Here is a 25,870-nt window from a genome sequence, read left to right on the forward strand (position 1 = left end):
GCCGTCCTCTTATTCGAGGGCGGCCGTTTTTTTATGGAGCGCCCGGCGTGCGACGGGGGCGTGCCCCTGCGCCAGCCATGGACCAGAATTCGTACAAGGTTCGAATTTAGGCGCATCCGACGACCCAGGGTGATAGCCTGGTTGCAAGTCTGACCTTTGCCCGGACCGGCAGACCGAGTGTCGCGAAAGCCGTTATTGCAATGGGTCTGGCCGCTCGAAACCCGAACATCACTGCGCGCCATCGGGCCACGGGCGATTGAAGCTGGCGCCAACACAAAACGTCCGCAGTCAAAGACTGCGCAGATGGGGACGGAGGCCGTTGTGATCTAAGGAGGAAAAAATGAAAGTAGCAGCCTTCTCGGCCGTCTTTCTATCGGCCGCTCTCGTCGTCTCCAGCCCAGCGTGGTCTCAGAGCCCGGAGGAGACGGAGACCTCGGAGAATACGGAAAAGCCGAATGTCCTCGTCATCTGGGGCGACGATATCGGTACCTGGAACGTCAGCCACAACAATCGCGGCATGATGGGCTATCAGACGCCCAATATCGATCGCATCGCCGCGGAAGGCCTGTCCTTCACCGACTATTACGCTCAGCAATCCTGCACCGCGGGGCGGGCTGCCTTCCTCGGCGGCAACGTGCCCGTGCGCACCGGCATGACGAAGGTGGGGCTGCCGGGCGCCAAGGAGGGCTGGCAGGACTCCGACGTCACGATCGCGACGGTCATGAAAAGCCTCGGCTATTCGACCGGCCAGTTTGGCAAGAACCATCAGGGCGACCGCAACGAGCATCTGCCGACGGTGCACGGCTTCGATGTCTTCTTCGGCAATCTCTACCACCTGAATGCGGAAGAAGAGCCCGAGCACCGCGACTATCCCAAGGATCCCAAGTTTAGAGCGAAGTTCGGTCCCCGCGGCGTGCTGAAATGCGTCGCGACCGAAGAGGTCTCGACGAGAGAGGACGATCCCCGTTTCGGCGCCTGGGGCAAGCAGGAATGCGAAGATACCGGGGCGCTGACGCGAAAGCGGATGGAGACCATCGACGATGAGACCGTCGCCGCGGCGAGGGATTTCATCAAGCAGGCCGTCAGCGACGGCGAGCCTTTCTTCGTCTGGTGGAACGGCACCCGCATGCATCTCTATACCCACGTCAAGGACGAGCACACGGGAATCTCGGGGCCGAGCGGCAACGAGTATCACGACGGCATGGTGGAGCATGACATGCATGTCGGCGAGTTGCTCGATCTGCTCGATGAGCTCGGTGTCGCCGACAATACGGTGGTCATGTACTCCACCGACAATGGCCCCCATTACAATGGCTGGCCGGATGGCGGCACCACGATGTTCCGCTCGGAGAAAAACTCCAACTGGGAAGGCGCCTATCGTGTCCCGACCTTCTTCCGCTGGCCCGGGCACTTCCCGGCGGACAAGACCCTCAACGGCATCGTCGGCCACGAGGATATGCTGCCGACCTTCGCCGCAATCGCGGGCGACCCCGAGATGAGGTCGAAGCTTCTCGAAGGCGTCGAGCTAGAGGGGCGCACCTACCGGAACTACATCGACGGCGCCAACATGCTGGACTACTTCACCGGCGCGGTGGAGGAATCGCCCCGGCACGAGATGGTCTACGTGAATGACGACGGTGCGGTGGTTGCCATGCGCTACGACGACTGGAAGGCGGTCTTCCAGGAGCAGCGCGCTCAGACGTTGCAGCTATGGCGGGAGCCCTTCGTGGAGCTGCGGGTTCCGCTGCTGTTCAATTTGCGGCGCGATCCGTTCGAGAGAGCGCAGCACAATTCGAACACCTACCACGACTGGTTCCTGCAGAGAGCGTTCGTGGTCGTACCGCTCCAAGCCATAGCCACCCGGTTTATCCAGACGATGGAGGACTATCCGCCCAGCCAGACGCCGGGTTCGTTCAACCTGGAGAAGGTGCAGAAGCAGATCGAAAACGCGGCCAGCGGCCGATAGCCGGTCCGCCGTCCCTTTGAGCGTGTTCGCCAGCGGCCGTCCTCGCTTACTGGGGCGGCCGCTTCTTTATTTTAACGCCTCGTTTCCAATGCGCTTCGCGTCTCAGTTGAAGTCAATATGCAGCCTGCAATAATGCCGCCGATATTCGAACGCGATTCGATAGGGCGGCGTCTTCGTCATCAAGCTGTTCAGCCTCTCTTCGATATTGCCCTTTTGCTTCGGAGGGAGGCTCATGACGAGATTTTACCTGGCTGCTGCGACAGCCGTTTCGCTGCTCTGTGCGGGCAGCATCAGCGCGCTGGCGCAGGTGAGTGAAACCGCTGCCGCGGATACTCTCGAGGAATCCGGCACCAATATTCGCGGCGCCACCACGGGCCCGACCGATGCGCCGGGCTACAATCACCCCGACCAGTACATCCACCTGAACACCGTGAAGCCGGCGCCGAACATGTACGGCGTGATCGAGCATACGGAGCAGGACAAGGAGGCGGCGGACAAGCTCTCAAAGTTCATCGAGAAGAACGGCGGCAAGAAGCCGAACTTCCTGGTCTTCCTGCTGGACGATGTCGGCTGGATGGATCCGGGCTTCAATGGCGGCGGCATCGCCGTCGGCCACCCCACGCCGAACATGGATGCGATGGCCGCCGAAGGGCTGGTGCTGACGTCGGCCTATTCGACGCCGTCGTGCTCGCCGAGCCGGGCGACGATCCACACCGGTCAGATCCCGTTGCATCACGGTCTGCTGCGGCCGCCGATGTATGGCGAGCCCGGCGGTCTCGATGGCGCCGTCACCCTGCCGGAGGTCCTGAAGAAGCTCGGCTACACCACCCAAGGTGTCGGCAAGTGGCATATGGGCGAGAACAAGGGCTCGCTGCCTCAGAATGTCGGCTACGACAACTACCGCGGCTTCCTCGGCGTGTCGGACATGTACACCGAGTGGCGCGATATGTATTTCAATCCGGAAATCGCGCTGAGCCCGGACCGCTTCAAGATGATGCAGGAAAAGGGCTTCAGCCACTACGATGTGAATTGCAGCCCGTCGGACAAGGACAAGTGCGAAGACGTAAAGCTCATCGATCTCGATTACATCAAGGAGCTCGACGAGGTCTGGACCAAGGTCAGCACCGATTTCATCGAGGAGCAGAAGGACAGCGACAAGCCGTTCTTCCTCTATCACGCGACCCGGGGCTGCCATTTCGACAACTATCCGAACAAGAAGTGGGCTGGCGCGAGCCGTGCGCGCACCGTCTATAGCGACTGCATGGTCCACATGGACGACGTGTTCAAGCGCATCATCGGCAAGCTGGAAGAGACCGGACAGCTTGAGAATACGATCATCATGCTGACCTCGGATAATGGACCGGAATGTGAGATCCCGCCGCACGGTCAGACGCCGTTCCGCGGCTGCAAGGGGTCGAGCTGGGAAGGCGGCGTGCGTGCGCCCATGTTCGTCTATTGGAAGGACATGATCGCGCCGCGGCGTTCAGAAGGTCTGTTCGATCAGGCGGATATCTTCAATACGCTGATCGGCATCGCCGGCGCGCCTGGCAAGGAGCTGGCGAAATACGTTCCTAGCAAGCGCTATGTGGACGGCGTGGACCAGACCGGGTTCCTGCTGGCTAAGGACGGTCAGTCGGCGCGGAAGGCTCGCATCTACACGCTGAACCAGTATCTCTCGGCGGTGCGGGTGGACGAGTTCAAGGTCACGATCACCGCGGAGCTCGAGGACGGGTTCTTCAAGCGCGGCTATACGGGCGGCTTCTCCGGACCGGTCACGACCGACACGGGCGGCGCCGTGATGGTGAACCTCTACACCAACCCCAAAGAGGATGTGAGCATCGGCGTGCGGCATCTGCCGCTGACGGTGCCGGTGGGCTATGCGCTGGGCGACTACATGCTGGAGCTTGAGAAATATCCGCCGAAATTCTCCACCAGCTTCCTGTCCAACAATCCGCCCATGTACGACATGATTCCGGAGGTCAAGGAAGACGCGAAGATGACCCTGGAGGAGTGGAAGGAGAACGAGGAGCGGAAGCTGAAGACCAAGTAGCCGGTTCTTCTCTCGGCGCGGCGCGCGAGGTTCGCGCGTCTCGCGTGTAGCGGCGCTTGCGAACTGTGGCGTCGCGAACACAGACAGTCTGAATTCCTGCTCAGGGCAGGCGGTAAAGGGAGCGCGAAACCACGCGCTCCCTTTATGCTTTGCAGCAATTGATCCGGATGTGGATCGACCGGGGGGATTCGGATGATTTGGAGAGTTTGCGCACTCTCGTTTTGCCTGGCGCTTTTGCCGTTTCTATCTGCTGGCAGCGTGCGCGCCGAAAGCGCCACGATCGAAGGCGCTCAAGGCTGGGAGTATGAGATCGGCTCGTATGCGTGGGCGCTTTGGGTCCAGGGCGACGTGACGGCGAACGATCTTAAGGCCGATCTCTACATCACGCCGGTGGACCTGATCGATGCGGCCAAATTCGGCCTGACCACGACGTTCGAGGCCCGCAAGGACCGCTTCACCTTCTACGGCGATATCCTCTATGCGGATTTCGGTTTCGATGGCGACGTGGTGCGGGATATCGATCTGCCTTACGACGTCACCGTTCGCGCCGATGCGGCCGCCTCCCTCGATTACCGGCTTGGCATCTATCAGGGTGGCGCCCTCTACGAGCTTTACGATCTGCCGTCCGCCTACGGCGACACGTCGATCTCCGTCGGTGCCGGTGCGCGCTGGGTCCGCCAAGAGGCGCAGATAGGGCTATCGTTCGATATTTCGGCGCGCAGCAACCTGGCAAACCGGCTCGACAGGATCGAAACCACGATCAACCGGATCGAGAACCGGCAGGAGCGGACCCAGGCTCTGGCCCAGCTGAACGCCTTGCGGGACAAGCTGTTGGACCGGCGGATTTCGCGGGCGTCCTCGGAGGATGCGCAGCGCCGTGCGTCACGGCTGGAAAAGCGGCTGAATCGCGTCGACCGGCGCGGCCAAGCGCTGGCGGCCATCGAAGCGGTGCAGGATTTCCGCCTTGCGCTGCTTCAACGCCAATTGGTTCTGGCTAATGGCGGCGGTGCGAACGGGAATTACGCATTCGCAACGACTGATGTGATGCAATGGGTCGATCCGGTGATCGCGACTCGGGTAACCCACGAGTTCAAGGAAGGCGAAGCGGTCACCTTCATGGGCGATATCGGCGGCTTCAATGCCGATCGTAATCTAAGCTGGCAGGTGCAGCTTACATATGACCGGGAAGGGACCCTGTTTGGCTTCGACACCACGAGCTCCTTCGGCTATCGCGCTTTGGGACTGCTTTACGACGATACGGATTTCGGCGGTAGCCGGGGCGTGGACGTGGTGCTGCACGGGCCGATTGCGGAGATCGCTTTCCGCTGGTGACCCTTGCGCTGGCGGCCTTTGCGCAGGTGATTTGTGATGCGCCTGCCTCTGCCAGGCCGTAGCGAGGATGCGGGATCGCGGAAGCCCGGCCGGCCGGCGAAGCTTTTTCTCCATCCGCTCGCCCTGGCCGCTCTCGGCCTCTTCCTTCTGATCATTGGGTCGCTGTCGAGCTGGCAGGCGGCGGTCTTCGCCAGCCCGCCAAACTCTCCTGAGCATGCTTCGGAAGCATTGCATTTCGTCGGCACGGAAACCTGCGCCGGGTGTCATGAAGCGGCAGGGACCGCCTGGGGACCGTCCCAGCATGCCCATGCCATGGACCACGCGACGGATGCGACGGTGCTTGGCGATTTCGACGGCGCGACGTTGGACTATTTCGGCACGACATCCCGGTTCTTCAAAAAGGACGGCAAGTTTTTCGTCGAGACCGACGGTCGGGACGGCAAGCTCGACACGTTCGAGGTGAAATACACATTCGGGCTTGAGCCTTTGCAGCAATATCTCGTGGCATTTCCCGACGGGCGCATCCAGGCCCTGCCGCTCGCCTGGGACAGCCGGCCTGAGGACCAAGGCGGCCAGCGCTGGTTTCATCTCTATCCGGACGAGGAGATCGACCACGGCGATCAGCTCCATTGGACGAATCTGGAGCAGAACTGGAATTTCATGTGCGCCGAGTGCCACTCGACCGGCGTGAAGAAGAATTATGACCCGAAGACCGACCGCTTCGCCACGAGCTGGAAAGAGATCAGCGTTGGCTGCGAGGCTTGCCACGGCAAGGGCTCGGCCCATGTCGCTTGGGCGGAAGGAGACGGCGATCAGGACGATCCCAAGAAGGGATTGATGGCGCTCTTTGATGAGCGGGACGGCGTGAGTTGGCATCAGGATCCGGAGACCGGGCTACCGGTACGGAGCAAGCCGCCGAAGCCCTTGCGAGTGGAGGTGGAGACCTGCGGTCGCTGCCACGCTTTGCGCTCCCAGATCTCCGAGGATTGGGAGCCTGGCCAACCGCTCTCCGACACCCATCTGGTGAACCTTATCTCCGAGGGCGTCTTCCAGGCGGACGGGCAGATGGAAGGCGAGGTGTTCAATCACGGCTCGTTCAAGCAGAGCAAGATGTTCGCCGCGGGCGTGACCTGCAGCGATTGCCACGAGCCTCATAGCGGTCGCCTTCGGGCAAAGGGTGAGGCCGTCTGCCTGCAATGCCATTCGGCGGACCTCGCCAGCAACAGCCATACCCATCATCAAGAGGTGGCGGCCTCGGAGCGGCCGGATTGCATCTCCTGCCACATGCCGGCCCATACCTTCATGGTGATCGACGAGCGCCACGATCACAGCTTCCGCATTCCGCGCCCGGATCTATCCGAGGCGCTCGGCACCACCAATGCCTGCAACGATTGCCATCAGGACAAGTCGCCGAAATGGGGCGCGTCGCCGATCGAAGAGTGGTTCGGTCCGGAACGCAAAGGCTGGAGCTACGGTGCGGCCTTCCACGATGTGTGGCAGGGCAAGCCGGGCGCAAAGGACGCGCTCGCCGGGATCGCGAAGGACGGCAGCTTGCCTGCCTTCGTGCGGGGCAGCGCGCTTGCCGCGCTGCCGCCGCCGCTGACCGAGGAGACGTTCCAGGCCGCGCAGGGCGCCCTCACCGATCCCGATCCCATCGTGCGGCTGGGGGCGCTGGAGAGTTTGAGCACTCTGCCGCCCGATCAGGCCTGGCCCGTTCTCTCGCCGCTGCTCGATGATCCTGTCCGCAGCGTGCGCATGCGGGCCGGGGAGCTTCTGACCGGCGCGCCGCTCGACGCGCTGTCCCGGCGCCAGAAGGAGACGCTGAAGAGCGCGCAAGACGAGTTCGTCGCCGTGCAGAAGCTCAATGCGGACCGGCCGGAGTCCCGCGGGCGCCTGGCGGATTTCTATCTACGCCAGGGCAAGCTCGACGAGGCAGAGCAAGGCTACAGGGCCGCGCTCAAGCTGAACCCGGCTTACGGCACGGCGGCGGTCAATCTCGCCGATCTCTATCGCCGAAAAGGGCAGGATGAGAAGGGCGCGGAAGTTCTGCGCGAAGCCATCGCGGCGGCGCCGGAGGAGGGCGCGCTCTATCATGCGCTCGGCTTGACCCTGGTGCGTTTGAAGCAGCAGGGGGAGGCGCTGGAGGCTCTGAAGAAGGCGGCCGAGCTTTCTCCGGACCGGCCGCGCTTTGCCTATGTCTATGCGGTTGGACTGAACTCCATGGGCCGGCCCCGGGAGGCCATGCAGGTTCTGGAAGAAAGCCTGGAGCGGCATCCCCATGATCGGGAGACGCTGATGATGCTGCTCAACTTCGCAAGCGAAACGGGTCAGATGGACAAGGCGCTGGCCTATGCGGAAGCGCTCTCCCAGATCGAGCCGGACAATCAGGAGCTGCAGACCCTGATCCAGGCCTTGCGGGCGCGGGCGCGGTAGGTTCCGGGCCGGCTAGAGCAGGGGCGCGATGACGTCCTTCACGGCGAGCGCCAGCTTGCGCTGACCGTCGGGGCCGAGATGGACGCCGTCGGGCTCGTCCGGACTGGCGACCGGCGCCGCGTCCAGATAGGCGGTGCCGAGAGAAGTCGCGACCATACGATAGGCCTCGGCGAGTTCCGTGCAGAGCGTCTGCCCGCCATTGTAGAAGAGGCCGATGGTCGGCTCCAGCTCGCCCATATGGGGCGGCGAGATGAGCAAGGTCGCCGGTGCGGTTCCGCCGGGCCCGGCCAGGCTTTGCTTCACGGTCATGATCAGCCGCGCACAGGCGAGCGCGATCTCACCGATGGTGAGCTTGTAACAAGGCGCGCAATCGTTGGTGCCCAGCATGATGATCACGGTATCGAGCGGCGCGTGGGATTCCAGCAGGAAGGGGAGCTTGGCGAGCCCGCCGCGGTCGGGGCGGAGCGGATCCTCCACGGCCAGGGTCCGGCCGTTTAGCCCTTCGGCGATGACCTCAACATCCGGCCCCAACGCCTCGCTCAGGATGTTGGGCCAGCGATGCTCGGGCGGCAGCCTGGTGGCGTCCTTCGGGTTGTAGCCCCAGGTGATGGAATCGCCGAAGCAGAGAATCGTCTTCATGGGCCGCTCGCCGGTCTTTGGGTGCAATTCGAGGTCGATTGCTTCCAGAAAACCCCGTGGCGCTTAAGATTTCGAGTCTGGAGTTTCCAAAAAGCGCAGAGCTCCGCGATTTTGCACTTGCGACAGATTTACACTTCGCATCTGCGAAATGTGTTCGCATATGCGAAATAGCGTTATGCTTTGCATCATCGCTTGTCCGTCAACGACAGACTGGAGATGCCTTTGGAGAGCCTGAAGACCTTTCTGTCCTATATCGACTCCAAGATGAACTGGTGGCCGGACTGGGCCACGAGCCTCTTGCTTCTCACCTTCGCGGTCACCGCCGCCATATGGCTGCACAAGGTCGTCTTCAACTTCGTGGAGCGGCTGGTGCAGGGACAGGATCTCTTCAGACGGTCTCTGGTCTCTCGGACCAAGGCACCCTCGCGTCTCGCCTTCATCATGATGGGCATCGGCGTCGTGGTCGGCATCGCGCCGTTGAACTGGAAGCAAAGCGACTTCATCTGGCAGCTGATGGTGGTGGGGCTCATCTGCCTCGCCGGGTGGTTCGTCAGCACGGCGCTGCATATCTGGATCGTCCTCTATCTCCGCCGCTTCAAGCTCGATTCGGAAGACAATCTTCTGGCGCGCAAGCATGTGACCCAGTTCCACATCCTGCAGCGCATCGCCAATATCCTCATCGTCATCGTCACCATCGGCGCTGCGATGATGACCTTCGATGGCATCCGGCAATACGGCGTCAGCTTGCTGGCCTCGGCCGGTGCGGCGTCGCTGGTGGTCGGCCTCGCCTTTCAGCCTATGTTGAAGAACCTGATCGCCGGGTTCCAACTCGCCATTACCCAGCCCATCCGCATCGACGATGCGCTGCTGGTGGAAGGGGAGTGGGGCAATGTGGAGGAGATCACCTCGTCCTACGTCGTGGTGCGGCTGTGGGACTGGCGGCGGATGATCGTGCCGCTCTCCTATTTCATCGAGACGCCGTTCCAGAACTGGACCCGGGAGAACGCTTCGCTGATCGGCACGGTCTATCTCTATACGGACTTCACGGTGCCGGTGGACGAGGTGCGCGCCAAGCTGGAAGAGGTGGCCCGCAACTCGCCGATCTGGGACGGCAAGGTGGTCAATCTCCAGGTCACGGATTTCCGCGAGAACACCATGGAGCTGCGCTTCCTGGTGAGCTCCAGGGATGCGCCCAGGACCTTCGATCTGCGCTGCGATGTGCGCGAGGCGATGATCGCCTGGCTGCAGGAGAAATATCCGCAATCCTTGCCTCGGACCCGTGCCGAGCTCGACCGAGGCGAGGCGAGGCGCCGGGAGGGATCGAACGGGTTCGGGGAGCGCGCCGGCGATGGCGCCGGGGACGGCGCGAAGCAGGACGCGCCCGCGCTCCACGCCGCCGACTGAGCGATCCCGGAAGACCTAGAGCAGCGGCACCACATAGGTAACGACGGTGCGAAGCTGCGGGGCTTCGGCGTCCGCGGGCCCGTCCAGCAGGATGTCCTCCACGGAGTAGAGGAGCTGGAAGCGCAGGTTCTGAAGCGGTCCCGATTGGGGCTGATAGTCGATGTTGAAGTCGATCTCGTCGATATCGGGCAGAGGTGCGCCATTGAGGGGATCGATCGCCTCGCGGCCCTGGCCGTAGCTGACCTGCATCTTCAAACCCGGAACGCGCTTCGAGAAATCGTAGGCCGCGAAGATTGCCCAAGCCTGCTCGCCAGCCCGTTCCCAGTCGGATTGGTCGAAATCCGTGTAGACCGTGAAGCTGCCATACGGGCTCTGGATCGGGGCGCCGTCGCCATTGAAGGATGCGGCGGCCGTGAGAGTGAAGCCGTTCAAACTGGCGGCGGCGCGAAACGAGACCTGGTTGGTGTCATAGGGGCCACCCGGAATGAGATCGGCACCGACGCTGCGCTGATCGGTGTAGTTCACGCTGGTGCGGTACTGGAGACCGGTCTGCATCTCCGGGAAAAGCCAGTCGACCTCGCCATAGGTGGTCGTCAGGGTATCGGGCACGTAATAGTTCAGAACGCCCATGGTGAGACCGTCCCGCGGCGTGATCAGTACGCCGTTCAGGGCCATGCCTCGATCCTCAGCGACGCCCAGCCCCTCGGACATCGGATCGAATGTCCGGCTCGATTGGGTCTTGTAGCGCCACAGATACCCGCTGATGTAGTTGGGCGCCGTATCGCTGACACCTGAGCGCGTCACCGTCACCCCTTCGAAAGTGATGGGGATCATGCGGTTGTCCTGCATGTTCACGTAAGGAAGATGCAGCGCCTGGCGGCCGATCGTGACCTCTTGGCCGAGGCCTCGAACGCGGCCATAGGCGAGCAGCGGCGTGGTGATTTCACCCTGATCGTTGGTGAGGACGCCCGTGCCGCCTTCGCCGGCGGGGGCGTAGAGGGGCTGAGATGTAGCGACGGCAGCGCCGACCTGGAATCGGTCGTTGAGATAGCCCGACTGGTACCAGAGTGCGCCGCCGGCGGCCCACGCCTTCTGGGGAATGTCGCCGTTCTCCTCGCCATCGAAGTAGAAGCTCCGCATGTAGAGCTTCAAGGTCGTGTCGCGGAAGAAGGGATTGGTCGACTGCAGGCTCTCCTTCAATTCCGGCGGCCACACCGTGTCGTCGGCGGGTGTAGGAGAATCGGGCTGGCGAGGACCGCTCGGAAGGGCTTCGGGCTGATCGTCGGATCTGGAGAATGGCGTGTTGATATCGCCGACCGCGCTCGGAACCCTGTCGGGATCGTCGTCCAGCTGAATCGGCGCAAGCCCAGCAGGATCCGCTGCCATGGCGTGAAGCGGCGCTGCGAGGCACGCAAATGCCAAGAGAAGGGCGGTCCATCCGCCCCCATTTTGCGCGAAAAATCCGCGTCCCAACATGGCGCGCCGTGTCCCCCCCCATCACACGAATCGCGCTCGATTATTCCACGCAAAGACAAAGCGAATCCGAGCCGGCGAAGGGTAGGGCCCGCGCAGCGCGCCATGCAAGCGAAGTCCTTCAAAACCTTACCGGACTGTCACGTCAGGGCCGCCCTCCATCTGCTAGACTTAGCGCTTGACCAGAAGGCTTCTGGTTCTAGGCTTTAGAGCCGCCGCAGGAAGTTACAAGAAAAGCGCTCGAGCCCGCCCGTCTGGGTGCGAGCCCGGAAGATCGGTCTCGCTTGGCCGAGAGTTCGAGCTGAGAGTTCATGAGAACCAACAAGTCTGCCGCGCTGCACAGCACCATGCACAGAGTTTTCCTTTCCGGCCTCTTCGCCACGGTTGTCCTGGCGCTGGTTGTCCTTGCTATGGGTCCCCTTTCGCTTGCTTCGCCCGCCGTCGCGCAATCCTCCGCTCCGCCGGTGGAGACGGAGACGGCGCGGATGGCCCCTGTGGTCAAGCAGCTGGAGATTTCCGGGACGGTCTCGACGCCCCAGGCTTCCCAGATTTCCACCTCGGTGGAAGGGCTGGTCAGCGAGATCCACTACGACAGCGGCGCTCGGGTGAAGCAGGGCGATGTGCTGCTCAAGCTGGATGCGGAGCTGCAAGAAGCGGCTTACGCCCAGGCAGAAGCCCAGACCAAGCGGGCCGCGGCAGAAGTGAAGGACGCTAAGCGCCGGTTGAAGATCGCAGAGACTCTGGCCGAGCGGAACTACGGGCCGAAGAACGAGAAGGAGGCCCGCGAGGCGGAGGTCGATATCGACCAGGCCGCGCTGGAGGCTGCCAAGGCCGAGCAGAAACGCCGCGCGGCCATTCTGGAACGCCACGAACTGCACGCGCCGTTCGACGGGGTGATCTCGGAGCGCATGGCCGAAGTCGGTCAATGGGTGGAACCGGGCACGGCCGCCTTCGAGCTGGTCGCCATGGACAAATTCCGCATCGACCTGCCCGTGCCTCAGGATTATTTCGCGCAGCTTCAGAAGGGGACCGATGTCGCCCTGAAATTCGATGCGCTGCCGGGCGAGACGGTCCCCGCTGAGATCGGCGCTCTGATCCCGGTGAGCGATCCCGATGCGCGGACCTTCACCTTGCGGGTGCTGCCCTTGCGCAAGAGCCTGCCCATCGCGCCGGGCATGTCCGCCCAGGTCATCGTGCGTCTCAACACCGGTCAGGAAGATGTAGTCGTCAGCCGGGACGCGCTGATCCGTTACCCGGATGGGCGCGTAACCGTCTGGGTGCTCGAGGAGAAAGACGGGGAGACCAAGGTGAAGGAGCAGCGCGTGGAGATCGGGCTCGCCTTCGATAATCTGGTGCAGATCCGGTCCGGCCTGAAGGCTGGGCAGCGGGTGGTCGTGCGCGGCAATGAATCCCTGCGCGACGGACAATCCGTCCGGCTCGCGAGCTAATCATGAAAGACGACGGGCCGGCCGGCTTCTTCGCAAGCGTCGCCAGGCACGGCACCCTGGTCGCCGTCGCCACGCTGATCGTCTGCGTGCTGGGCATCGTCGGCGCGTTCAAGATTCCCATTCAGATGATCCCGGATCTGGAGGTCCGTACCATCACGGTGCAGACCCGCTGGCCGGGCGCCACGCCTCAGGACATCGAAAAAGAGATCCTGATCGAGCAGGAGGAGTATCTGCGCTCGATCCCCAGCTTGGAGCGGCTGATCTCGCGGTCCTCTAGCGGCAGCGCCGAGATCGAGCTGGAGTTTCCGTTCAACATCGATCTCAACGAGACGATGATCCGCATCAACAATGCTCTGAGCCAGGTCCCCTCCTATCCGGAGAATGTGGACCAGCCGCGCATCTTCGCCAGTTCCTTTAGCGCGAACTCCTTCATGTATTTCCGGGTCTCGCCTCTGCCGGGCAATCCGCGCGAGCTCGACATGGACATGATGCGGGACTTCGTGGACGACAATGTCCGCCCGCGGCTTGAGAGCGTGAAGGATGTCAGCCGGGTCAGCGTCGGCGGCGGGGCGGAGAAACAGATCCAGATCCTGTTCGATTCCGCAGCGCTTGCCGAGCGCGGGCTTACCATGGCCGAGGTGCGCGAGTCCGTCCGCAACCGGAACCGGGACACCTCGGGCGGTGAGATTGAGAGCGGCAAGCGGCGTTATCTGCTGCGCACCATCGGCCGGTTCGACGATCCGCAAGCGCTGGAAGAACTCATCATCGCGCGGCGTGGCGGGACCATCACGCGGCTGAGCGACGTGGCCGAGGTGAAGCTCGATCATTTCGAGATCTACCAGCAAGGTTACGTGAACGAGCGGCCGATCATCTTCCTGTCCGTGCGGCGGGAGGCCGGCTCCAACGTGATCGCCATCAAGGACGCCGTGATGGCGGAGGTGGGCCCGATCAACCGGGAGATCCTAGAGCCCGCGGGTATGATCCTGGAGAAGACGGCGGACGACGTCACTTACGTGGAAGCCTCCATCGCCAATGTCTGGACCAACCTCGCCATCGGTGCGGTGTTGGCGACCCTGGTGATGTATCTCTTTCTGCGCTCGGCCAAGGCGACCGTGGTGGGCGTGATCGGCATTCCCATCTGTACCATCGCGGCCTTCTTGGGCCTGCTGGTGGCGGGGCGCACCATCAACGTTATCTCGCTTGCCGGCGTGGCCTTCGCCATCGGCATGACGCTGGACAATTCGATCGTCGTTCTGGAGAGCATCGATCTTGCCAGGCGGCGCGGGCTCGATCGGCTGAAGGCTGCCGTGACCGGCGTGCGCCAGGTCTGGCCGGCGGTGCTCGCCTCGACCCTGACGACGGTGCTGGTCTTCATCCCCATCGTCTTCATTCAGGAAGAGGCGGGGCAGCTCTATTCGGACATCGCTGTTGCGGTCTCCGCCTCGATCCTCGCTTCCATGCTGGTCGCCATCCTGGTGGTGCCGACGGCGGCGGCCTATCTCGATCTAAAGCCCAAGGGCGCGGAGCTTTCGGCCGAGGTCGCCATGAGCAACGGCTCGATCGTGCGAGCGGTCGGGTGGCTGACGGCAACGACCTTGCGCCGCTTCATCTGCATTGTCGGCGTGGCCGGGGCGAGCGCGGCCGTCATCGTGTTTCTCACGCCGCCGGCGGAATATCTGCCCGAGGGCGAGGAACCGAAGATGTTCGCCCGGATGAACGCGCCGCCGGGCTACAATCTGGAGACCATGAGCGAGATCGGCACGGAGCTGCAGGACTGGCTTCTGCCGTTCGTCGATGCGGATCCGGCAAACTTCCAGGAGGGCGCCGCGCCGGTGCCGGCGCTCAAATACTTCTTCCTGATGATCGAGGCGGATGGTTTGCGGATCATCGCCGAAACGGTGGATCCTGGCGATATCGGCGCGCTCATGGATATCACGACGGAGAAATACCAAAGCTACGCGGGCATGCGGGCCTTCGTCTCCCGGGGCTCGATCATCACCAGCAATGACGGCGGCACACGGAGCGTCAGTCTCGATATCTCGGGCCGCCGCCTGCAGGAGGTCTACGCGACGGCATCCGCCGCTTACGCCCGGGCGAACGAGATTTTCGACGGGCCGCGCATCCAGGCCGATCCGCCGACGCTCACCCTCTCCCAGCCCTTGATCGAGGTGCGGCCGAAATGGGAGCGGGCGGCGGAGCTTGGTATGACGGCCGACGATCTGGGCTTCACGGTCGCCGCCTTCACCGATGGCGCCTATGTGGGCGAGTTCTTCCGGGACGATGAGAAAATCGACATCTATTTCTACAGCCGGAACGGGGTCGAGACGAATTTGGACAATGTCGGCATGATGCCGGTCTACACGCCCCAAGGGACCGCCGTGCCGCTTTCGGCGGTCGCCGACATCCGCGAGACGGTGGACACCAGCACCATCCGGCGCATCGATGGGCGGCGGACCGTGACCCTCAATATCATCCCGCCGGATAACGTCGCGCTGGAGACGGGCGTGGCGCGGGTGCGCTCCGAGCTCGTCGATTATCTGAAGACCAGTGGCGAGGTGCCCCAGGGGGTCACCATGACGATCTCGGGCGCCAGCGACGAGCTGAACGCAACCCGGGAGGCGCTGCTCGGCAACTACGTCGTCGCCATTGCCATCATCTATCTGCTGCTCGTGGCGATCTTCACCCATTGGGGCTATCCGCTCCTGATCATGACGACCATTCCGCTGGGCGTGGCCGGCGGCATCGTAGGGCTTGCCCTGATGAACTGGGTGGGCGGCCTCTTGCCCATGCTCGGTATGGAGCCGCTTATCCAGCCGTTCGACATGATCACGATGCTGGGCTTCCTGATCCTCATGGGCACGGTGGTGAACAACCCGATCCTGATCGTGGACCGGGCGCTTTACAACGTGCGTGAGGAAGGCTTCGGCGCGAAGGAGGCGGTGATGGAAGCGGTGTCGTCGCGGCTGCGCCCGATCGCCATGTCCACGGTTACTACGATCTGCGGTCTGGCACCGTTGGTGTTCATTCCAGGTGCCGGCACGGAGCTTTATCGGGGGGTCGGCGCCATCGTGCTGTTCGGCATCTTGGGAACGGCAGTCGTCACGCTCACCTTCCTGCCGGCGCTCACGCTCGGCGTCATGCGGCTGGTGGGCTATCAGCTCGACGAGCCTGAGGAAGCGCCGCGCGAAGAGAATGTCACGCCGGTGAAGAAGAAGGCGGCGTAGCCCCTCCCGGCGAGCCTTTCCCTAGGACTTACGCGACCCGATGAAGCCCGGAGCCGTTGTGCTTCTTCGGCGCCGTTTCCACGCGGTCGCGCCCGTTCAGCTTAGCCTCATAAAGGGCTGCATCGGCGCGGGCGAGAAGATCTGCAGGCTTGTCGCCCATCTCGAGTTCGGCGATGCCGAAGCTGCAGGTAACCTCGTCGACAGTCGAGAAGGGCTGACTCTTCACCGCCTGGCGGAGCGTCTCGGCCAGGTTGGCCGCGGACGTCGTCTCCCCATGGGGGACGATAACGGCGAACTCCTCGCCGCCCCAGCGGGCCAGGAAGTCAGTCTTGCGCAGCCGGTCGGAGATGACCTCGGCGAGTTCGATCAGAACCTCGTCGCCTACCTGATGGCCATACTGGTCGTTGACCCGCTTGAAGCGGTCGATATCGAATAAGATGAGCGAAAGCGGCGTGTCGTAGCGGTCGGCGCGGGCGATCTCCAGCAGCAGCCGCCGGTCGAAGCTGAGGCGGTTGCTGAGCCCGGTCAGAGCATCGGTGCTCGCCTGCTGGGAGAGATCCTTGGCCAGGGCTTCGAGCTCCATCTGCCGGTCCATCTGCAGCCGGTCGTGGATGCGGCGCTCGCGGCCGGCCAGATAAACGAGGGCGGTGGCGGTGGTCATCAGCGTGATCACGATGCCCAGAACGCGGCTAGCAAAGATGCCGCGTGCGGTTGTCAGGGTGACGATCGACCAGCCGCTATGGCCCGCCGGTTCGATCTGGACAAAGGTCCGCGCTCCAAGGAGATCCTGCCATCTGTCATCCGTGATCTCAGTCTTCAATATGGGCGGCAGGCTAAGAGATCCGTAGCGGGCGCGCGCCGCATCTTCGGCTCTAGGCGTCACGGGCCAGAGAGGCTTCAGGAGCAGTTCGGAGCGATTGGAGAGGGTGACGATGCCGTTCTGATCGGTCAGCACGAAGGGCATCTCAATGCCGGCCAGGTCCCTGGAAAACCGATCCAGGGATTTCTCCATGACGACGGTCCCCAGGATCTCGCCCGTATCGTTCCGAACCGGACTGCTGACGCTGTAGCGAGTTTCGTCCCGGTCCCCGCTATAGATCAGCTGGTGAACAGGCTGGCCGAGCAGGGCGCGGCTGACCATGGGCGAGACCATGATCTCGGGCGCTGTGTCATTGCTGGCAATTCCCGTCGCGCTCGCGATGACGCGCCCGGTAGAGTCCATCACCAGGCCGAAGATGGCGCCGGCTGCCTTGACATCCAGCTTCAGAACCTCGTTGGCCTCTTCCAGGCCTGTTCGCCCGTCTTTGGAAAGCAGGCTTTCGATGGTTGGGGAGCCGGCAAGCGAGACTGTCATGGCGTCCAGCATTTCCAGCTCGCGTGCAAGGTGGCTCTTGACCAGTGCGACGTGGCCTTCGGATTCCGTTTCGATGTTCTGCTTGTAGATGCCGCCGAGGTATTGGGTTAGGACCCAACCCGAGACGAGGATGGCGGCCATCGAGACCAGGGTGACGACGTAGAGCCGATAAAGATGCTTGGTGTAGCCGCTTGAGGCCATCTGCTCGATCAGTTTCTGGCCCCATATCGACCAGATGGCGAAGGACATCCAGCACGCCAAAAGGCCCCGGATCAGCTGGATGGGCATGCCGGTGAGATCAATGAACCAGCCATAGTGCAGAATGGTCGCGGGCCATATGGGGGCCTCAGGCACGATCAAACCAGCGGCGATGGCGTAAAGCGCAAAGCCGATCGCGGCGCCGATGGCGAGCCTGGAGTCCCGCCCGCCCAGGCGATGGGCGTGATAGGCGAATACGAAGGCGGTCGCCATGGCGGACGGGAAGCCAATAAAGTAGCGGCCCAAGGCATTGGCCTCGGGATTGCCTTCGGCCCATCCGCCGAGGACGACGGGGACGAGGAGAACAGGATAGATCCAGCGTCCCGGGACCTTGAAGCCGGTTTCGGCCGCCACCAGCCGGGCGAACTCGCCGAGGAAAATGTAGGACCCAACCATCACCGCGGTTCGGAACCAGGCGAAGTTGGGGGAATCCCCCAGGATCAGAGCTGTGAGATCCAGCCATTCGGACGCGCCGTGGACGAGACCGAATGTGCCGAGCATCACCCAGGCGAGATGATCGTCGGTTCGGCGAATGGCAAAGGACACCGCGCCCAGCAGAATGAAGGCGAGCCCGTAGAAAAAGAAGATGAAGTCGAGCTGGGATTCCAGAAATTCAGCCATCGTATCCGGTCGCCCTGCGTGCCGATCCAAGGATCAGAGTTCGGCCGAGGCAGCGCCTGCAAGGCTCTTACGGTTAGTGTCAGGGTTGCCCGCAGTATGGCTCGCAAACGTTACCGGTTCATCCCGCCAAATGGGACAATTGGGGAAATCTATTTAAAAACAATCTGTTGAAACCTCCTGGAGCGCTTGATCGCGTCTCCAGGAGGTTTTGTCAGGCCGGACATCCTTACCAGCCGCCCTGAAAGACGATGGCGTTCCGGCCATAGCCGTTCTGGCGGCCGTCGAAGGTCGCGCCGCGGCCGAACTGAAAGACGCCGAGGGTGTTGTTGCGGCCCCGCTGATCGAGGGTGGCGCTGTGGTCGTCGCCACGCTGGACGACGAAGCCGTTATTGCGGCGTCCGCTCTGGCCGATGGCGGCCGCGTTGCGCTTGCCCTTCTGGTCGACATGGGCGTTGTTCTTCTTGCGGCCCTTGGAGCCATTCTTGTGATCCTCCACCATGGAATAGATCTGCAGGCCGGTTGAGATCATGCGGGCCGTGTCGCCGCTGGGTGTGATGCCGAAGCTGATAGTCCCGCCGGCCGATGCCGTGGCCGGGACGCCTAGGCTGCAGGCACCGATCACCAGGGCGGCCATGGTGGTCTTGAAGGTCTTGATGCGTGTCTTGCGTGTCATTGGTCTTCTCCCTGAAACGGTTCGCTTAGAGGAAGCTCGGCAGCCAGCCGCCGGTGCCGATGCTCTTGGTGCAGGGCTCGCTGCCATCCGCCCAGCGGACGGTGAGGACGGCGCTGTAGTCGCCGGATCCGCCGATCGCCACGGTGCTCAGGGGCTCGCTCCCACCCGGATAGGCGCTGAACTCGCCGCCCTGGATGATCTGGGAGCCGCTGCCTTGGCGGACCTTCAGCTCGTAGGAGCCGTTGGCATGATGGTCGGCATAGGCGAAGCCTTCCAGGTTCACGGTGCCCCAGCTTTCGTTCACGCGAATCTCGCAGCTGTGGCTGGGGGCATAGCCGACGGGCATCGCCGGCTTTTGCAGGGGAAGCTCCATGGTCGGGGCGCCGGCGGGAGCGGCAGAGCCGCTCGCCGCCCACACCATGCTCAGGGGAATGAGCGCCACGGAGAGGGGGGCCAGGATGCGGATCATGATGATGTCTCCTTCTTTAGAGTGGAACGGTCGGGTCTGGGGTCAGTCCTGAACGATGACGGTGACGTTGCCCCGACCCGACTGGACGACATTGGCGTGATTGCCGCGTCCGCCCTGGATGACGGCAAGCGCATTGCCACGGCCGCGCTGAGTGGTGGTGGCGCGCTGGTGAGCGCCGAACTGGGCGATGCCGGTGATGTTGCGGCTGCCGCGCTGGTAGCTGTCGGCGAAGTGGCCACGGCCCTGCTGGCCGACGACGGCGCGGTTCTTCCGGCCCTGCTGATTGTGCAGGGACGTGTTGCCCCAGCCGTTCTGGTGCAGGGTCATGCGGTTGCGGTGGCCGTACTGGCTGCCGCCGAACTCGTTGAAGCCGCCGCGCTGCTCGACGAAGAACGACGAACCGCCGGCCTGTGCGGGGGTGAGGCCTGCGCCGAGCGTCATGGAAACTGCGGCGGTGCCTGCGATCAAAAGGGTGCGAATTTTCATCTCTCGTCCTCCAGATTTTCCGCGGCGGGGTCATCGCCGCTTGTGAGGAGGAGTTTTAGAGGTTCGGGCTTGAACCGGTTTTGAATGGGGTGTTCAGGCGGGGTTCAGGCTTTCGAGGCCTCTTGCGGGGGCCTATTTACAAGCGTTTTCAGTTGGTTGTCACCAGATCCAGTTTGGCCCGACAAAGCCGAGACCGCCGGCGACCGCCAGCCCGGTGACAGCGCTTGCCACCAGCATCAGGATTCCGTCGCTCACGAGCAGGGCCAATCCGAACATGGCAATGGCCAGGGCGGGGAGGGCGACAGCGAAGGGCAGAAGCTCCAGTGGCGGGATGGCAAGGGCCAGCAGCACGCAGGCGCCGGCGGCGATCTGGACGAAGGGCTCGTCGGTCAGCCTGTCCAGACGGCCGCGGAACCAGCGGTCCAGGCGTTCCGCCCAGGGGCGCATCTTGTCCAGGGATTGTTTCATCTTATCGGCCGGCACCTTCCGCTTCTGCAGGAACTGCGGGATCCAGAGATGGTCGAGGCCTAACATGATCTGGACGGCGAAGAGGATGATGATGATAGCCAGGAAGGTCGGAACGCCCGGGATGCCGCCGACGGGCGTGATGCCGAGCAGGGCCGGGATCATCAGGAACGGCCCGTAGCTGCGATTGCCGAGTGCATCCATCATGTCGCCGATGGTGACGTTCTCGCAGGCGCTGGCGCGCTCCTCGAGCTGATCGAGGATGGATGCAACAGGACCCAACGGGTCAGACCCTTTGTTCTCTTGATTCATCGCGCCTTCGGCCATGCAACCCAAACACCGGGCCTATGCCAGTGTTCCGTGACGCTTTTCGAACACTGGACTAGCTGGCGTCCGGCTCGCCCGTCTCCTGAACGATGGGGAGGTGGCCGGAGCGGATATGCAGGTCGCGCTGCGGGAAGGGAATCTCGATATTGTATTTGGAGAGCGAGGTCTCGATAGCCCAGCAATAGGCGGCGTTGACGGCCGCCGGGCGCTGCACCGATTCCGGATCGAGCCAGACAACAAGCTCGAAATCGAGGGCACTGTCGCCGAAGCCCACGAGCCAGACCTGGGGCTCGCGTCCCTTCACGCCGAGCAGAGTGTGGTGGACCTCTTCGGCCGCTTCGAGCCCCGCCTTACGCACCAGCTCCTTGTCGGTGCCGTAGGCGACGCCGAAGGGGATGCGCATGCGGCGGAAAGCGTCCCGGTGGGTCCAGTTCACCATCTGCTTCGAGATGAACTCGGAGTTCGGGACCAGGATGTCGATATTGTCGTTGGTGGTGACCAGGGTGCTGCGGATGGTGATCTCGCGGACGCTGCCACGCACCGTGTCGGAGAGCTCGATGAAGTCGCCGACCTTGATGCTCCGTTCTGAGAGCAGAATGATGCCTGCGACAAGGTTGCTGAAGACCGATTGCAGGCCGAAGCCGATGCCCACGCCGATGCCGCCGAACAGGACGGTGAGGGCGGTGAGGTCGACGCCCACGGCGCTCAGCGCGATCATGATGGCGCCGAACAGCAGCGCCAGGCGGATGCTCTGACCGATCAGGGTGCGCACCGACGGCGTGAAGGCGCTGGTCCTGCGGATGCGGGTGTTGAGCACGCCGGCCACGACGCTGGCGATCCAGATCAGCAGGGCTGCGAACAGGACCCCTTTCAGCACGAGATAGAGCGAAAGGCGCATGGCGCCCATGCGCAGGGCCACGCTGTCCAGGAAAGCGACGGTCGGGTCGAGCAGCTGCAGGATATTGAGGGCGGCGATGATCCACGCCACGGTGGCGAACGTCTTCGACCAGAACGGGTCGGGCACCAGGGTGGAGAACAGGCGGATCAGGATCCAGGCGTTCAGCAGGCTCGCCACGGCAGTCAGGATCACCCGTTCGAAGCCGAACTGGCCGAGCACCGATGCACCGAACCAGAGCAGTATGACGGCGATCAGCGGCACCACCAGATTGAAGATGACCTTTCGAAGCTCGATCAGGGTCTGGTAGCTCGATGCATCCGGCTCGGGCCAAAGCCTGGCCAGGAGCCGCTTGGCGGGGTGCGCCAGCCCATAGGCCGCGCTTGCGGCCAGCGCCACGACCAGAAGCTCCATGACGACGCCCCAGGTCAGGACGTGGGTTCGGACGAAATCGATGGCCCGCTCGGTCCATGACATGGCCGCATCGACGGTTTCGTCGAGGCTTTCGGAGACGGATTCCAGCTCGGACGGACCCGATGGCTCGGGGGGTGGCGAAGGAGCCGCCGGAGGGGGAGACGGAGCAGTGCCGATAGCGCCTTCGGTCCGCGGGCCGGGGGTGGACCCTTGGGCAAGAAGAAGTTCGGCGAGAAGCAAGCGGCTCACTTAGCAGAGCCTTTTCGCTTGGTTGTCCATGCGCATCATTCTAGCTCAAAATCGATCCACGCAAAGTCGAGATGGTTTTGCGGCGCTGGTCCGGCGATCAAAACCATTTGAGTTTTCTGAACAGATAGACCTCGCCGATCAGGACGATCACCAGAAGCGCGCAGGTGATCCAGAACCCCATGGTGTTCTGCACGCCGGGGATGCCGCCCACATTGACACCCAGGAGCCCCGTCACGAATCCGAGCGGCAGGAAGATCCCGGCGATCAAGGATAGTGCGTACATGCGGTGGTTCATGCCTTCGGCGAGGCGGTTGGAGATCTCGTCGCGGATCACGATGGCCCGGTCGCGGGCAGCATCGAGATCTTCGATATAGCGCTGCAGCTTGTCGGCGGATTCCCGGAGCAGGATCTCCAGATGCTGGTTCAGCCAACCCGGCCGTTCGATGTGAATTCGGGCCAGCGCATCGCGCTGGGGGCCGATATAGCGGCGCATGCCCACGGCGGTCTGCCGGGCTTCGGTGATCTGGCCGCGGAGAGCGCCATAGTCGCGCTCCTCCAGATGCTCCTCAACCTCATCCAGGGTTTCGTCGAGCTCCACGACCACGGTGTTCATGCGCTCCGTCAGCCGTTCGGTGAGGCGTACGAAGAGCTCAGGCACGCTCTCGGCGCCCATCCGCTTGTCGACGAGATCGGAGAGCATGTCCCGTGGCGTCATTACCGGGCGGTAGCGGATGGTGATGAGGCGCTTTGCCGTGACGCACATGCGCAGGGCCACCATGTCGTCGGGGTCAGCGCCGGCGTTGAGGTTCACGGCGCGCAGGATCGCAAGCAACCCGTCGTCGGTCGTGAGCACGCGGGGCCTCGTCTCCTCTTCCAGGAGCACACGGCGGCTGAGCTCGCTCAAACCCGCCGTTTCCTCCAACCAGCGATGGGTGGCTTCGGCGGCGCTGTCGAGATGAACCCAAAGAGGGCCGTCTTCGGCGCTCCAACTGTCCAGGGCCTCCCAGCCGATGCGCTTGGCGCCGCCCTTGCCGTCCAGCACGCAGGCGAAGACGAGACCGTTGTCGCTTTCCGCGATGACGCCGGGAAGGGAGCTGCTGGCCATGTCACCTCATCGGTTGCAGGGGGTCACTTTCGTTCCGCCAATCTTGCCATGGATGGCCGGCCATCACGACTCCCGTCGCGTGCGGGTGGCCACGGACTGGCCTATGCTCCTTCCGGTCTTCCATTGGTTCGCCGCTCGGCGTGAAAGGTCCCCGAAGAGATGTCCAGCAAGCGTTCTGTCCGCCCCTCTCCAGAGAGGGATGTCGTTGTGCGCTCCGGCCCGGCCGGTCCCGTTTCGGTCGGTGCGCTTGCCGTGGGCGCGCTCGCTGTCGGCGCCTTAGCGATCGGGGCGCTGGCTATCGGGCGGCTTGCCGTCGGGCGGGCCCATTTCCGGTCCTTGGAGGTGGACGAACTGACGGTCGGCAAGCTCAAGATCAAGGAACACGAGCCTCAAGACCGGTGAAAACGACGACGCCTCTGCAGCCGGTCAGGGCAGGGAGGCGTCGAGCGGTCGATCTTGATGCCCGAAAGGGGCCGGAAAGGCCTTAGGCAGCGGCTGCAATCTTCTCCGGATCGAAGGCGATGGGCAGGGAGATCGGTCCCGTGTTGCCGCTATCGGGCAGGAAATGCCCTTCGCCGTTCTTGCGGATGTTGCGCATCTGCTGGGGCAGCTTCTTGAAGGCCACCGTCATGTCGGACCGCGCGATGGCGTGGCCCAGGCAGTGGTGAACGCCACCGCCGAAGCCGAAATTGCGCGCCCGATCCTCGTTGGTGATGTCGAAACCGACGGGATCGAAGATCTCCGGATCGGTGCCGGCGGACTCGGAGATCATGTGAAGGGTGGTGCCCTTCTTGATCGTGAGGCCTTCGTACTCGAAATCGTCCCAGGCTTCGCGAGTGACCCAGGTGATGGTCGGGCGGATCCGGAGGCATTCCTCGACCGCATTGGGGGCGAGATCGGGGTTGTCGCCCAGAAGCGCCCATTGGTCAGGGTGATCCAGGAACATGGAGATGCCGAGTCCGAGCTGGTTCCGGGTGGTATCGATTCCGGCGAAGACCAGCATGAGGATCATGTCCCGCAGCTCGTCGTCGGTCAGACGGTCGTTGTCCTCGGTCGCTGCCACGAGGTTCGACATGAAATCGTCGCCGCCCTTCTGCTGGCGGCGGCGTGCCACGATCTCGTCGGCATAGGCGTACATGCCCTCCGTGGCCTTGTTGATGCGATCCTCATGCTTCTTGAAGTCCACACCGAGGGCCAGACCCATATCGGCCGAAAGGTTCAGCACGTGCTCGGCCTCTTCCCTTGGCAGGCCAAGCACGTGGCAGAGCACTTGAGAGGCGTACGGATTGGCGAAGTCCGCCATGAAGTCACATTCGCCCTTATCGATGAACTCCTTGGTCAGCTCGTCCGCGATCTCGTGGAACTTCGGAAGCAAGCCCTGGATCACCCGCGGTGAGAATGCGGGGTTCACCAGCTTGCGCAGGCGGGAGTGATCCTCGCCTTCCAGGGCGAGGATGCTGCGCGACCACCAGTCGGCGAAGATGCCTTCTACCTCATTGTGGCCGGGCCAGGCGTGGCTGCCCTGGCGCAAGCCCTTGTGGAGGAGCAGCTTGCGCACGTGGTTATATTTCAGCACCGCGATGCCGTAGGGGGTGCGCGCGAACCAGCTTTGGTCGCGCGCCTCCTTTACCTGACTCCCACGGATGGAGATGGTGGGGTCGGCGATGTCTACGAACGGAGCGTCTTCTAGCCGTACCGCATTTTCCATTGTTGCTTCTCCGCGTTGCTATGGCAGGTAGTCGAGATAGGTCTCGAGGTCCCAGTTTGTTGTGGTGTGCATGAAGCGTTCCCACTCGTCGCGCTTGTACTCGTCGTAGAGGCGGTACATCTCGCCGGGCATGGCGGATTTGACGACGTCGTCCTTGGCCAGCGCCTCGAGGGCGTCGCCGAGGGACATGGGGAGCTTCTCCACCTTCTTGCCTTCCTCGATGGCGGCGTAGATGTTGCGCTCCTCCGGCTTGCCGCAGGGGATCTCGTCGTCCAGGCCGTCATCCATGGCCTGCAGGAGACCGGCGCCCATCAGATACGGGTTCACCATGGAGTCCACGGAGCGGAACTCGAACCGGCCGGGTGCGGAGATGCGCAGACCCGTGGTGCGGTTCTGGAAGCCCCAGTCCTTGAAGACCGGCGCCCAGAAGCCGGTGTCCCACAGACGCCGGTATGAGTTCACGGTGGAGCAGCCGATGGCCGTCAGCGCATCGAGATGCTTGGTGATGCCGCCGATGGCGTACTGGCCGATCTGGCCGGGCATCTGGCTGTCGTCGCCTTCGGGCATGAAGGTGTTGTCGCCGCCGGAGCGATAGGTGAAGACCTCGTCCTGGCCGGCGCGGACCTTCTGGCCGAGCGGCTTGACGCCGTCCTCGCCGCCCTTCCACAGAGAGATGTTGTGGTGGCAGCCCGAGGCGGAGACACCCATGAAGGGCTTCGTCATGAAGCAGGCGATGAGGTTGAACTCGCGAGCGACCTGGGCGCAGATCTGACGGTAGGTGGTCAGGCGGTCCGCGTTGCGCACGACGTCGTCATAGGTCCAGTTGAGCTCCAGCTGGCCCGGCGCGTCCTCGTGGTCGCCCTGGATGATGTCGAGG

18 protein-coding genes and 1 pseudogene are annotated in these 25,870 nt (G+C 63.2%); 8 read left to right on the plus strand and 11 right to left on the minus strand.

The genetic code is table 11. The features are described 5' to 3' along the window. Positions 1–340 precede the first annotated feature (340 nt). From ACFQ2F_RS07530 to ACFQ2F_RS07545, 4 genes are all read left to right on the plus strand, one after another. Positions 341–1,966, plus strand: a complete 1,626-nt coding sequence (locus ACFQ2F_RS07530; protein WP_379088020.1) for an arylsulfatase — start codon at positions 341–343, stop codon at positions 1,964–1,966. Positions 1,967–2,198: 232 nt separating this feature from the next. After that, the gene (locus tag ACFQ2F_RS07535; RefSeq protein WP_379088023.1) at positions 2,199–4,016 is read left to right on the plus strand and encodes a sulfatase-like hydrolase/transferase; all 1,818 of its coding nucleotides are present in this window, start codon (positions 2,199–2,201) and stop codon (positions 4,014–4,016) included. A gap of 258 nt (positions 4,017–4,274) precedes the next feature. Further along, entirely contained in the window at positions 4,275–5,348 is a 1,074-nt protein-coding gene (locus ACFQ2F_RS07540; RefSeq protein WP_379088026.1) for a hypothetical protein, read from the plus strand. 36 nt (positions 5,349–5,384) lie between these two features. Next, complete coding sequence (locus ACFQ2F_RS07545) at positions 5,385–7,781, plus strand: tetratricopeptide repeat protein (protein WP_379088029.1); 2,397 nt, start codon at positions 5,385–5,387, stop codon at positions 7,779–7,781. 12 nt (positions 7,782–7,793) lie between these two features. On the opposite strand, the gene ACFQ2F_RS07550 is transcribed toward ACFQ2F_RS07545, so the two are convergent. Continuing rightward, the gene (locus ACFQ2F_RS07550) at positions 7,794–8,420 is read right to left on the minus strand and encodes an SGNH/GDSL hydrolase family protein (protein WP_379088032.1); all 627 of its coding nucleotides are present in this window, start codon (positions 8,418–8,420) and stop codon (positions 7,794–7,796) included. A gap of 216 nt (positions 8,421–8,636) precedes the next feature. Between ACFQ2F_RS07550 and ACFQ2F_RS07555 the strand changes: the two genes are divergently transcribed. After that, the gene (locus ACFQ2F_RS07555; RefSeq protein ID WP_379088035.1) at positions 8,637–9,824 is read left to right on the plus strand and encodes a mechanosensitive ion channel family protein; all 1,188 of its coding nucleotides are present in this window, start codon (positions 8,637–8,639) and stop codon (positions 9,822–9,824) included. A 15-nt stretch (positions 9,825–9,839) separates the two neighbouring features. Here ACFQ2F_RS07555 and ACFQ2F_RS07560 read toward each other — a convergent pair whose 3' ends face one another. After that, positions 9,840–11,210, minus strand: a complete 1,371-nt coding sequence (locus ACFQ2F_RS07560; RefSeq protein WP_379088038.1) for an OprD family outer membrane porin — start codon at positions 11,208–11,210, stop codon at positions 9,840–9,842. 398 nt (positions 11,211–11,608) lie between these two features. On the opposite strand from ACFQ2F_RS07560, the gene ACFQ2F_RS07565 reads away from it, so the two are divergent. After that, positions 11,609–12,745 carry an efflux RND transporter periplasmic adaptor subunit gene (locus tag ACFQ2F_RS07565; RefSeq protein WP_379088041.1) on the plus strand — a complete coding sequence of 379 codons (1,137 nt, stop codon included), beginning with the start codon at positions 11,609–11,611 and terminating at the stop codon, positions 12,743–12,745. Positions 12,746–12,747: 2 nt separating this feature from the next. Further along, complete coding sequence (locus ACFQ2F_RS07570) at positions 12,748–15,969, plus strand: efflux RND transporter permease subunit (RefSeq protein ID WP_379088044.1); 3,222 nt, start codon at positions 12,748–12,750, stop codon at positions 15,967–15,969. 28 nt (positions 15,970–15,997) lie between these two features. On the opposite strand, the gene ACFQ2F_RS07575 is transcribed toward ACFQ2F_RS07570, so the two are convergent. The 7 genes from ACFQ2F_RS07575 to ACFQ2F_RS07605 all read right to left on the minus strand — a co-directional run bounded on the left by ACFQ2F_RS07575 (position 15,998) and on the right by ACFQ2F_RS07605 (position 23,285). Next, positions 15,998–18,202 carry a sensor domain-containing diguanylate cyclase gene (locus tag ACFQ2F_RS07575; protein WP_379088047.1) on the minus strand — a complete coding sequence of 735 codons (2,205 nt, stop codon included), beginning with the start codon at positions 18,200–18,202 and terminating at the stop codon, positions 15,998–16,000. Between the two features lie 226 nt (positions 18,203–18,428). Then, a complete protein-coding gene (locus ACFQ2F_RS07580; protein WP_379088049.1) occupies positions 18,429–18,875 on the minus strand; it encodes a curlin in 447 nt (148 codons plus the stop codon). A 25-nt stretch (positions 18,876–18,900) separates the two neighbouring features. Next, positions 18,901–19,344 carry a curli-like amyloid fiber formation chaperone CsgH gene (gene csgH / locus ACFQ2F_RS07585; protein ID WP_379088052.1) on the minus strand — a complete coding sequence of 148 codons (444 nt, stop codon included), beginning with the start codon at positions 19,342–19,344 and terminating at the stop codon, positions 18,901–18,903. 42 nt (positions 19,345–19,386) lie between these two features. Continuing rightward, a complete protein-coding gene (locus ACFQ2F_RS07590; protein ID WP_379088055.1) occupies positions 19,387–19,830 on the minus strand; it encodes a curlin in 444 nt (147 codons plus the stop codon). Positions 19,831–19,989: 159 nt separating this feature from the next. After that, positions 19,990–20,577 carry an exopolysaccharide biosynthesis protein gene (locus tag ACFQ2F_RS07595; RefSeq protein ID WP_379088058.1) on the minus strand — a complete coding sequence of 196 codons (588 nt, stop codon included), beginning with the start codon at positions 20,575–20,577 and terminating at the stop codon, positions 19,990–19,992. Positions 20,578–20,677: 100 nt separating this feature from the next. Next, the gene (locus tag ACFQ2F_RS07600; protein ID WP_379088061.1) at positions 20,678–22,180 is read right to left on the minus strand and encodes a mechanosensitive ion channel family protein; all 1,503 of its coding nucleotides are present in this window, start codon (positions 22,178–22,180) and stop codon (positions 20,678–20,680) included. A gap of 97 nt (positions 22,181–22,277) precedes the next feature. After that, positions 22,278–23,285, minus strand: a complete 1,008-nt coding sequence (locus tag ACFQ2F_RS07605; protein ID WP_379088064.1) for a zinc transporter ZntB — start codon at positions 23,283–23,285, stop codon at positions 22,278–22,280. 207 nt (positions 23,286–23,492) lie between these two features. Between ACFQ2F_RS07605 and ACFQ2F_RS07610 the strand changes: the two genes are divergently transcribed. Further along, positions 23,493–23,687 (plus strand): hypothetical protein, encoded by a 195-nt coding sequence (locus ACFQ2F_RS07610; protein WP_379088066.1) that lies wholly within the window; start codon positions 23,493–23,495, stop codon positions 23,685–23,687. A gap of 82 nt (positions 23,688–23,769) precedes the next feature. Here ACFQ2F_RS07610 and ACFQ2F_RS07615 read toward each other — a convergent pair whose 3' ends face one another. Together ACFQ2F_RS07615 and ACFQ2F_RS07620 are read right to left on the minus strand one after the other, a co-directional pair. Beyond that, positions 23,770–24,993, minus strand: a complete 1,224-nt coding sequence (locus tag ACFQ2F_RS07615) for a cytochrome P450 (protein WP_379088069.1) — start codon at positions 24,991–24,993, stop codon at positions 23,770–23,772. Positions 24,994–25,011: 18 nt separating this feature from the next. Further along, positions 25,012–25,870: pseudogene (locus ACFQ2F_RS07620) on the minus strand (hypothetical protein); the annotation flags it as partial.

The organism is Methyloligella solikamskensis (genome assembly GCF_042676065.1).
In the GTDB taxonomy this organism is placed as follows: Bacteria; Pseudomonadota; Alphaproteobacteria; order Rhizobiales; family Methyloligellaceae; genus Methyloligella; species Methyloligella solikamskensis.

What these genes read in the sequence shown, in the direction of transcription:
- ACFQ2F_RS07530 (WP_379088020.1), top strand. Translation starts at nt 341, where the DNA reads ATGAAAGTAGCAGCCTTCTCGGCCGTCTTTCTATCGGCCGCTCTCGTC.
- ACFQ2F_RS07535 (WP_379088023.1), top strand. Translation starts at nt 2,199, where the DNA reads ATGACGAGATTTTACCTGGCTGCTGCGACAGCCGTTTCGCTGCTCTGT.
- ACFQ2F_RS07545 (WP_379088029.1), top strand. Translation starts at nt 5,385, where the DNA reads ATGCGCCTGCCTCTGCCAGGCCGTAGCGAGGATGCGGGATCGCGGAAG.
- ACFQ2F_RS07550 (WP_379088032.1), bottom strand. Translation starts at nt 8,420, where the DNA reads ATGAAGACGATTCTCTGCTTCGGCGATTCCATCACCTGGGGCTACAAC.
- ACFQ2F_RS07555 (WP_379088035.1), top strand. Translation starts at nt 8,637, where the DNA reads ATGCCTTTGGAGAGCCTGAAGACCTTTCTGTCCTATATCGACTCCAAG.
- ACFQ2F_RS07560 (WP_379088038.1), bottom strand. Translation starts at nt 11,210, where the DNA reads ATGGCAGCGGATCCTGCTGGGCTTGCGCCGATTCAGCTGGACGACGAT.
- ACFQ2F_RS07565 (WP_379088041.1), top strand. Translation starts at nt 11,609, where the DNA reads ATGAGAACCAACAAGTCTGCCGCGCTGCACAGCACCATGCACAGAGTT.
- ACFQ2F_RS07570 (WP_379088044.1), top strand. Translation starts at nt 12,748, where the DNA reads ATGAAAGACGACGGGCCGGCCGGCTTCTTCGCAAGCGTCGCCAGGCAC.
- ACFQ2F_RS07575 (WP_379088047.1), bottom strand. Translation starts at nt 18,202, where the DNA reads ATGGCTGAATTTCTGGAATCCCAGCTCGACTTCATCTTCTTTTTCTAC.
- ACFQ2F_RS07580 (WP_379088049.1), bottom strand. Translation starts at nt 18,875, where the DNA reads ATGACACGCAAGACACGCATCAAGACCTTCAAGACCACCATGGCCGCC.
- csgH (WP_379088052.1), bottom strand. Translation starts at nt 19,344, where the DNA reads ATGATCCGCATCCTGGCCCCCCTCTCCGTGGCGCTCATTCCCCTGAGC.
- ACFQ2F_RS07590 (WP_379088055.1), bottom strand. Translation starts at nt 19,830, where the DNA reads ATGAAAATTCGCACCCTTTTGATCGCAGGCACCGCCGCAGTTTCCATG.
- ACFQ2F_RS07605 (WP_379088064.1), bottom strand. Translation starts at nt 23,285, where the DNA reads ATGGCCAGCAGCTCCCTTCCCGGCGTCATCGCGGAAAGCGACAACGGT.
- ACFQ2F_RS07615 (WP_379088069.1), bottom strand. Translation starts at nt 24,993, where the DNA reads ATGGAAAATGCGGTACGGCTAGAAGACGCTCCGTTCGTAGACATCGCC.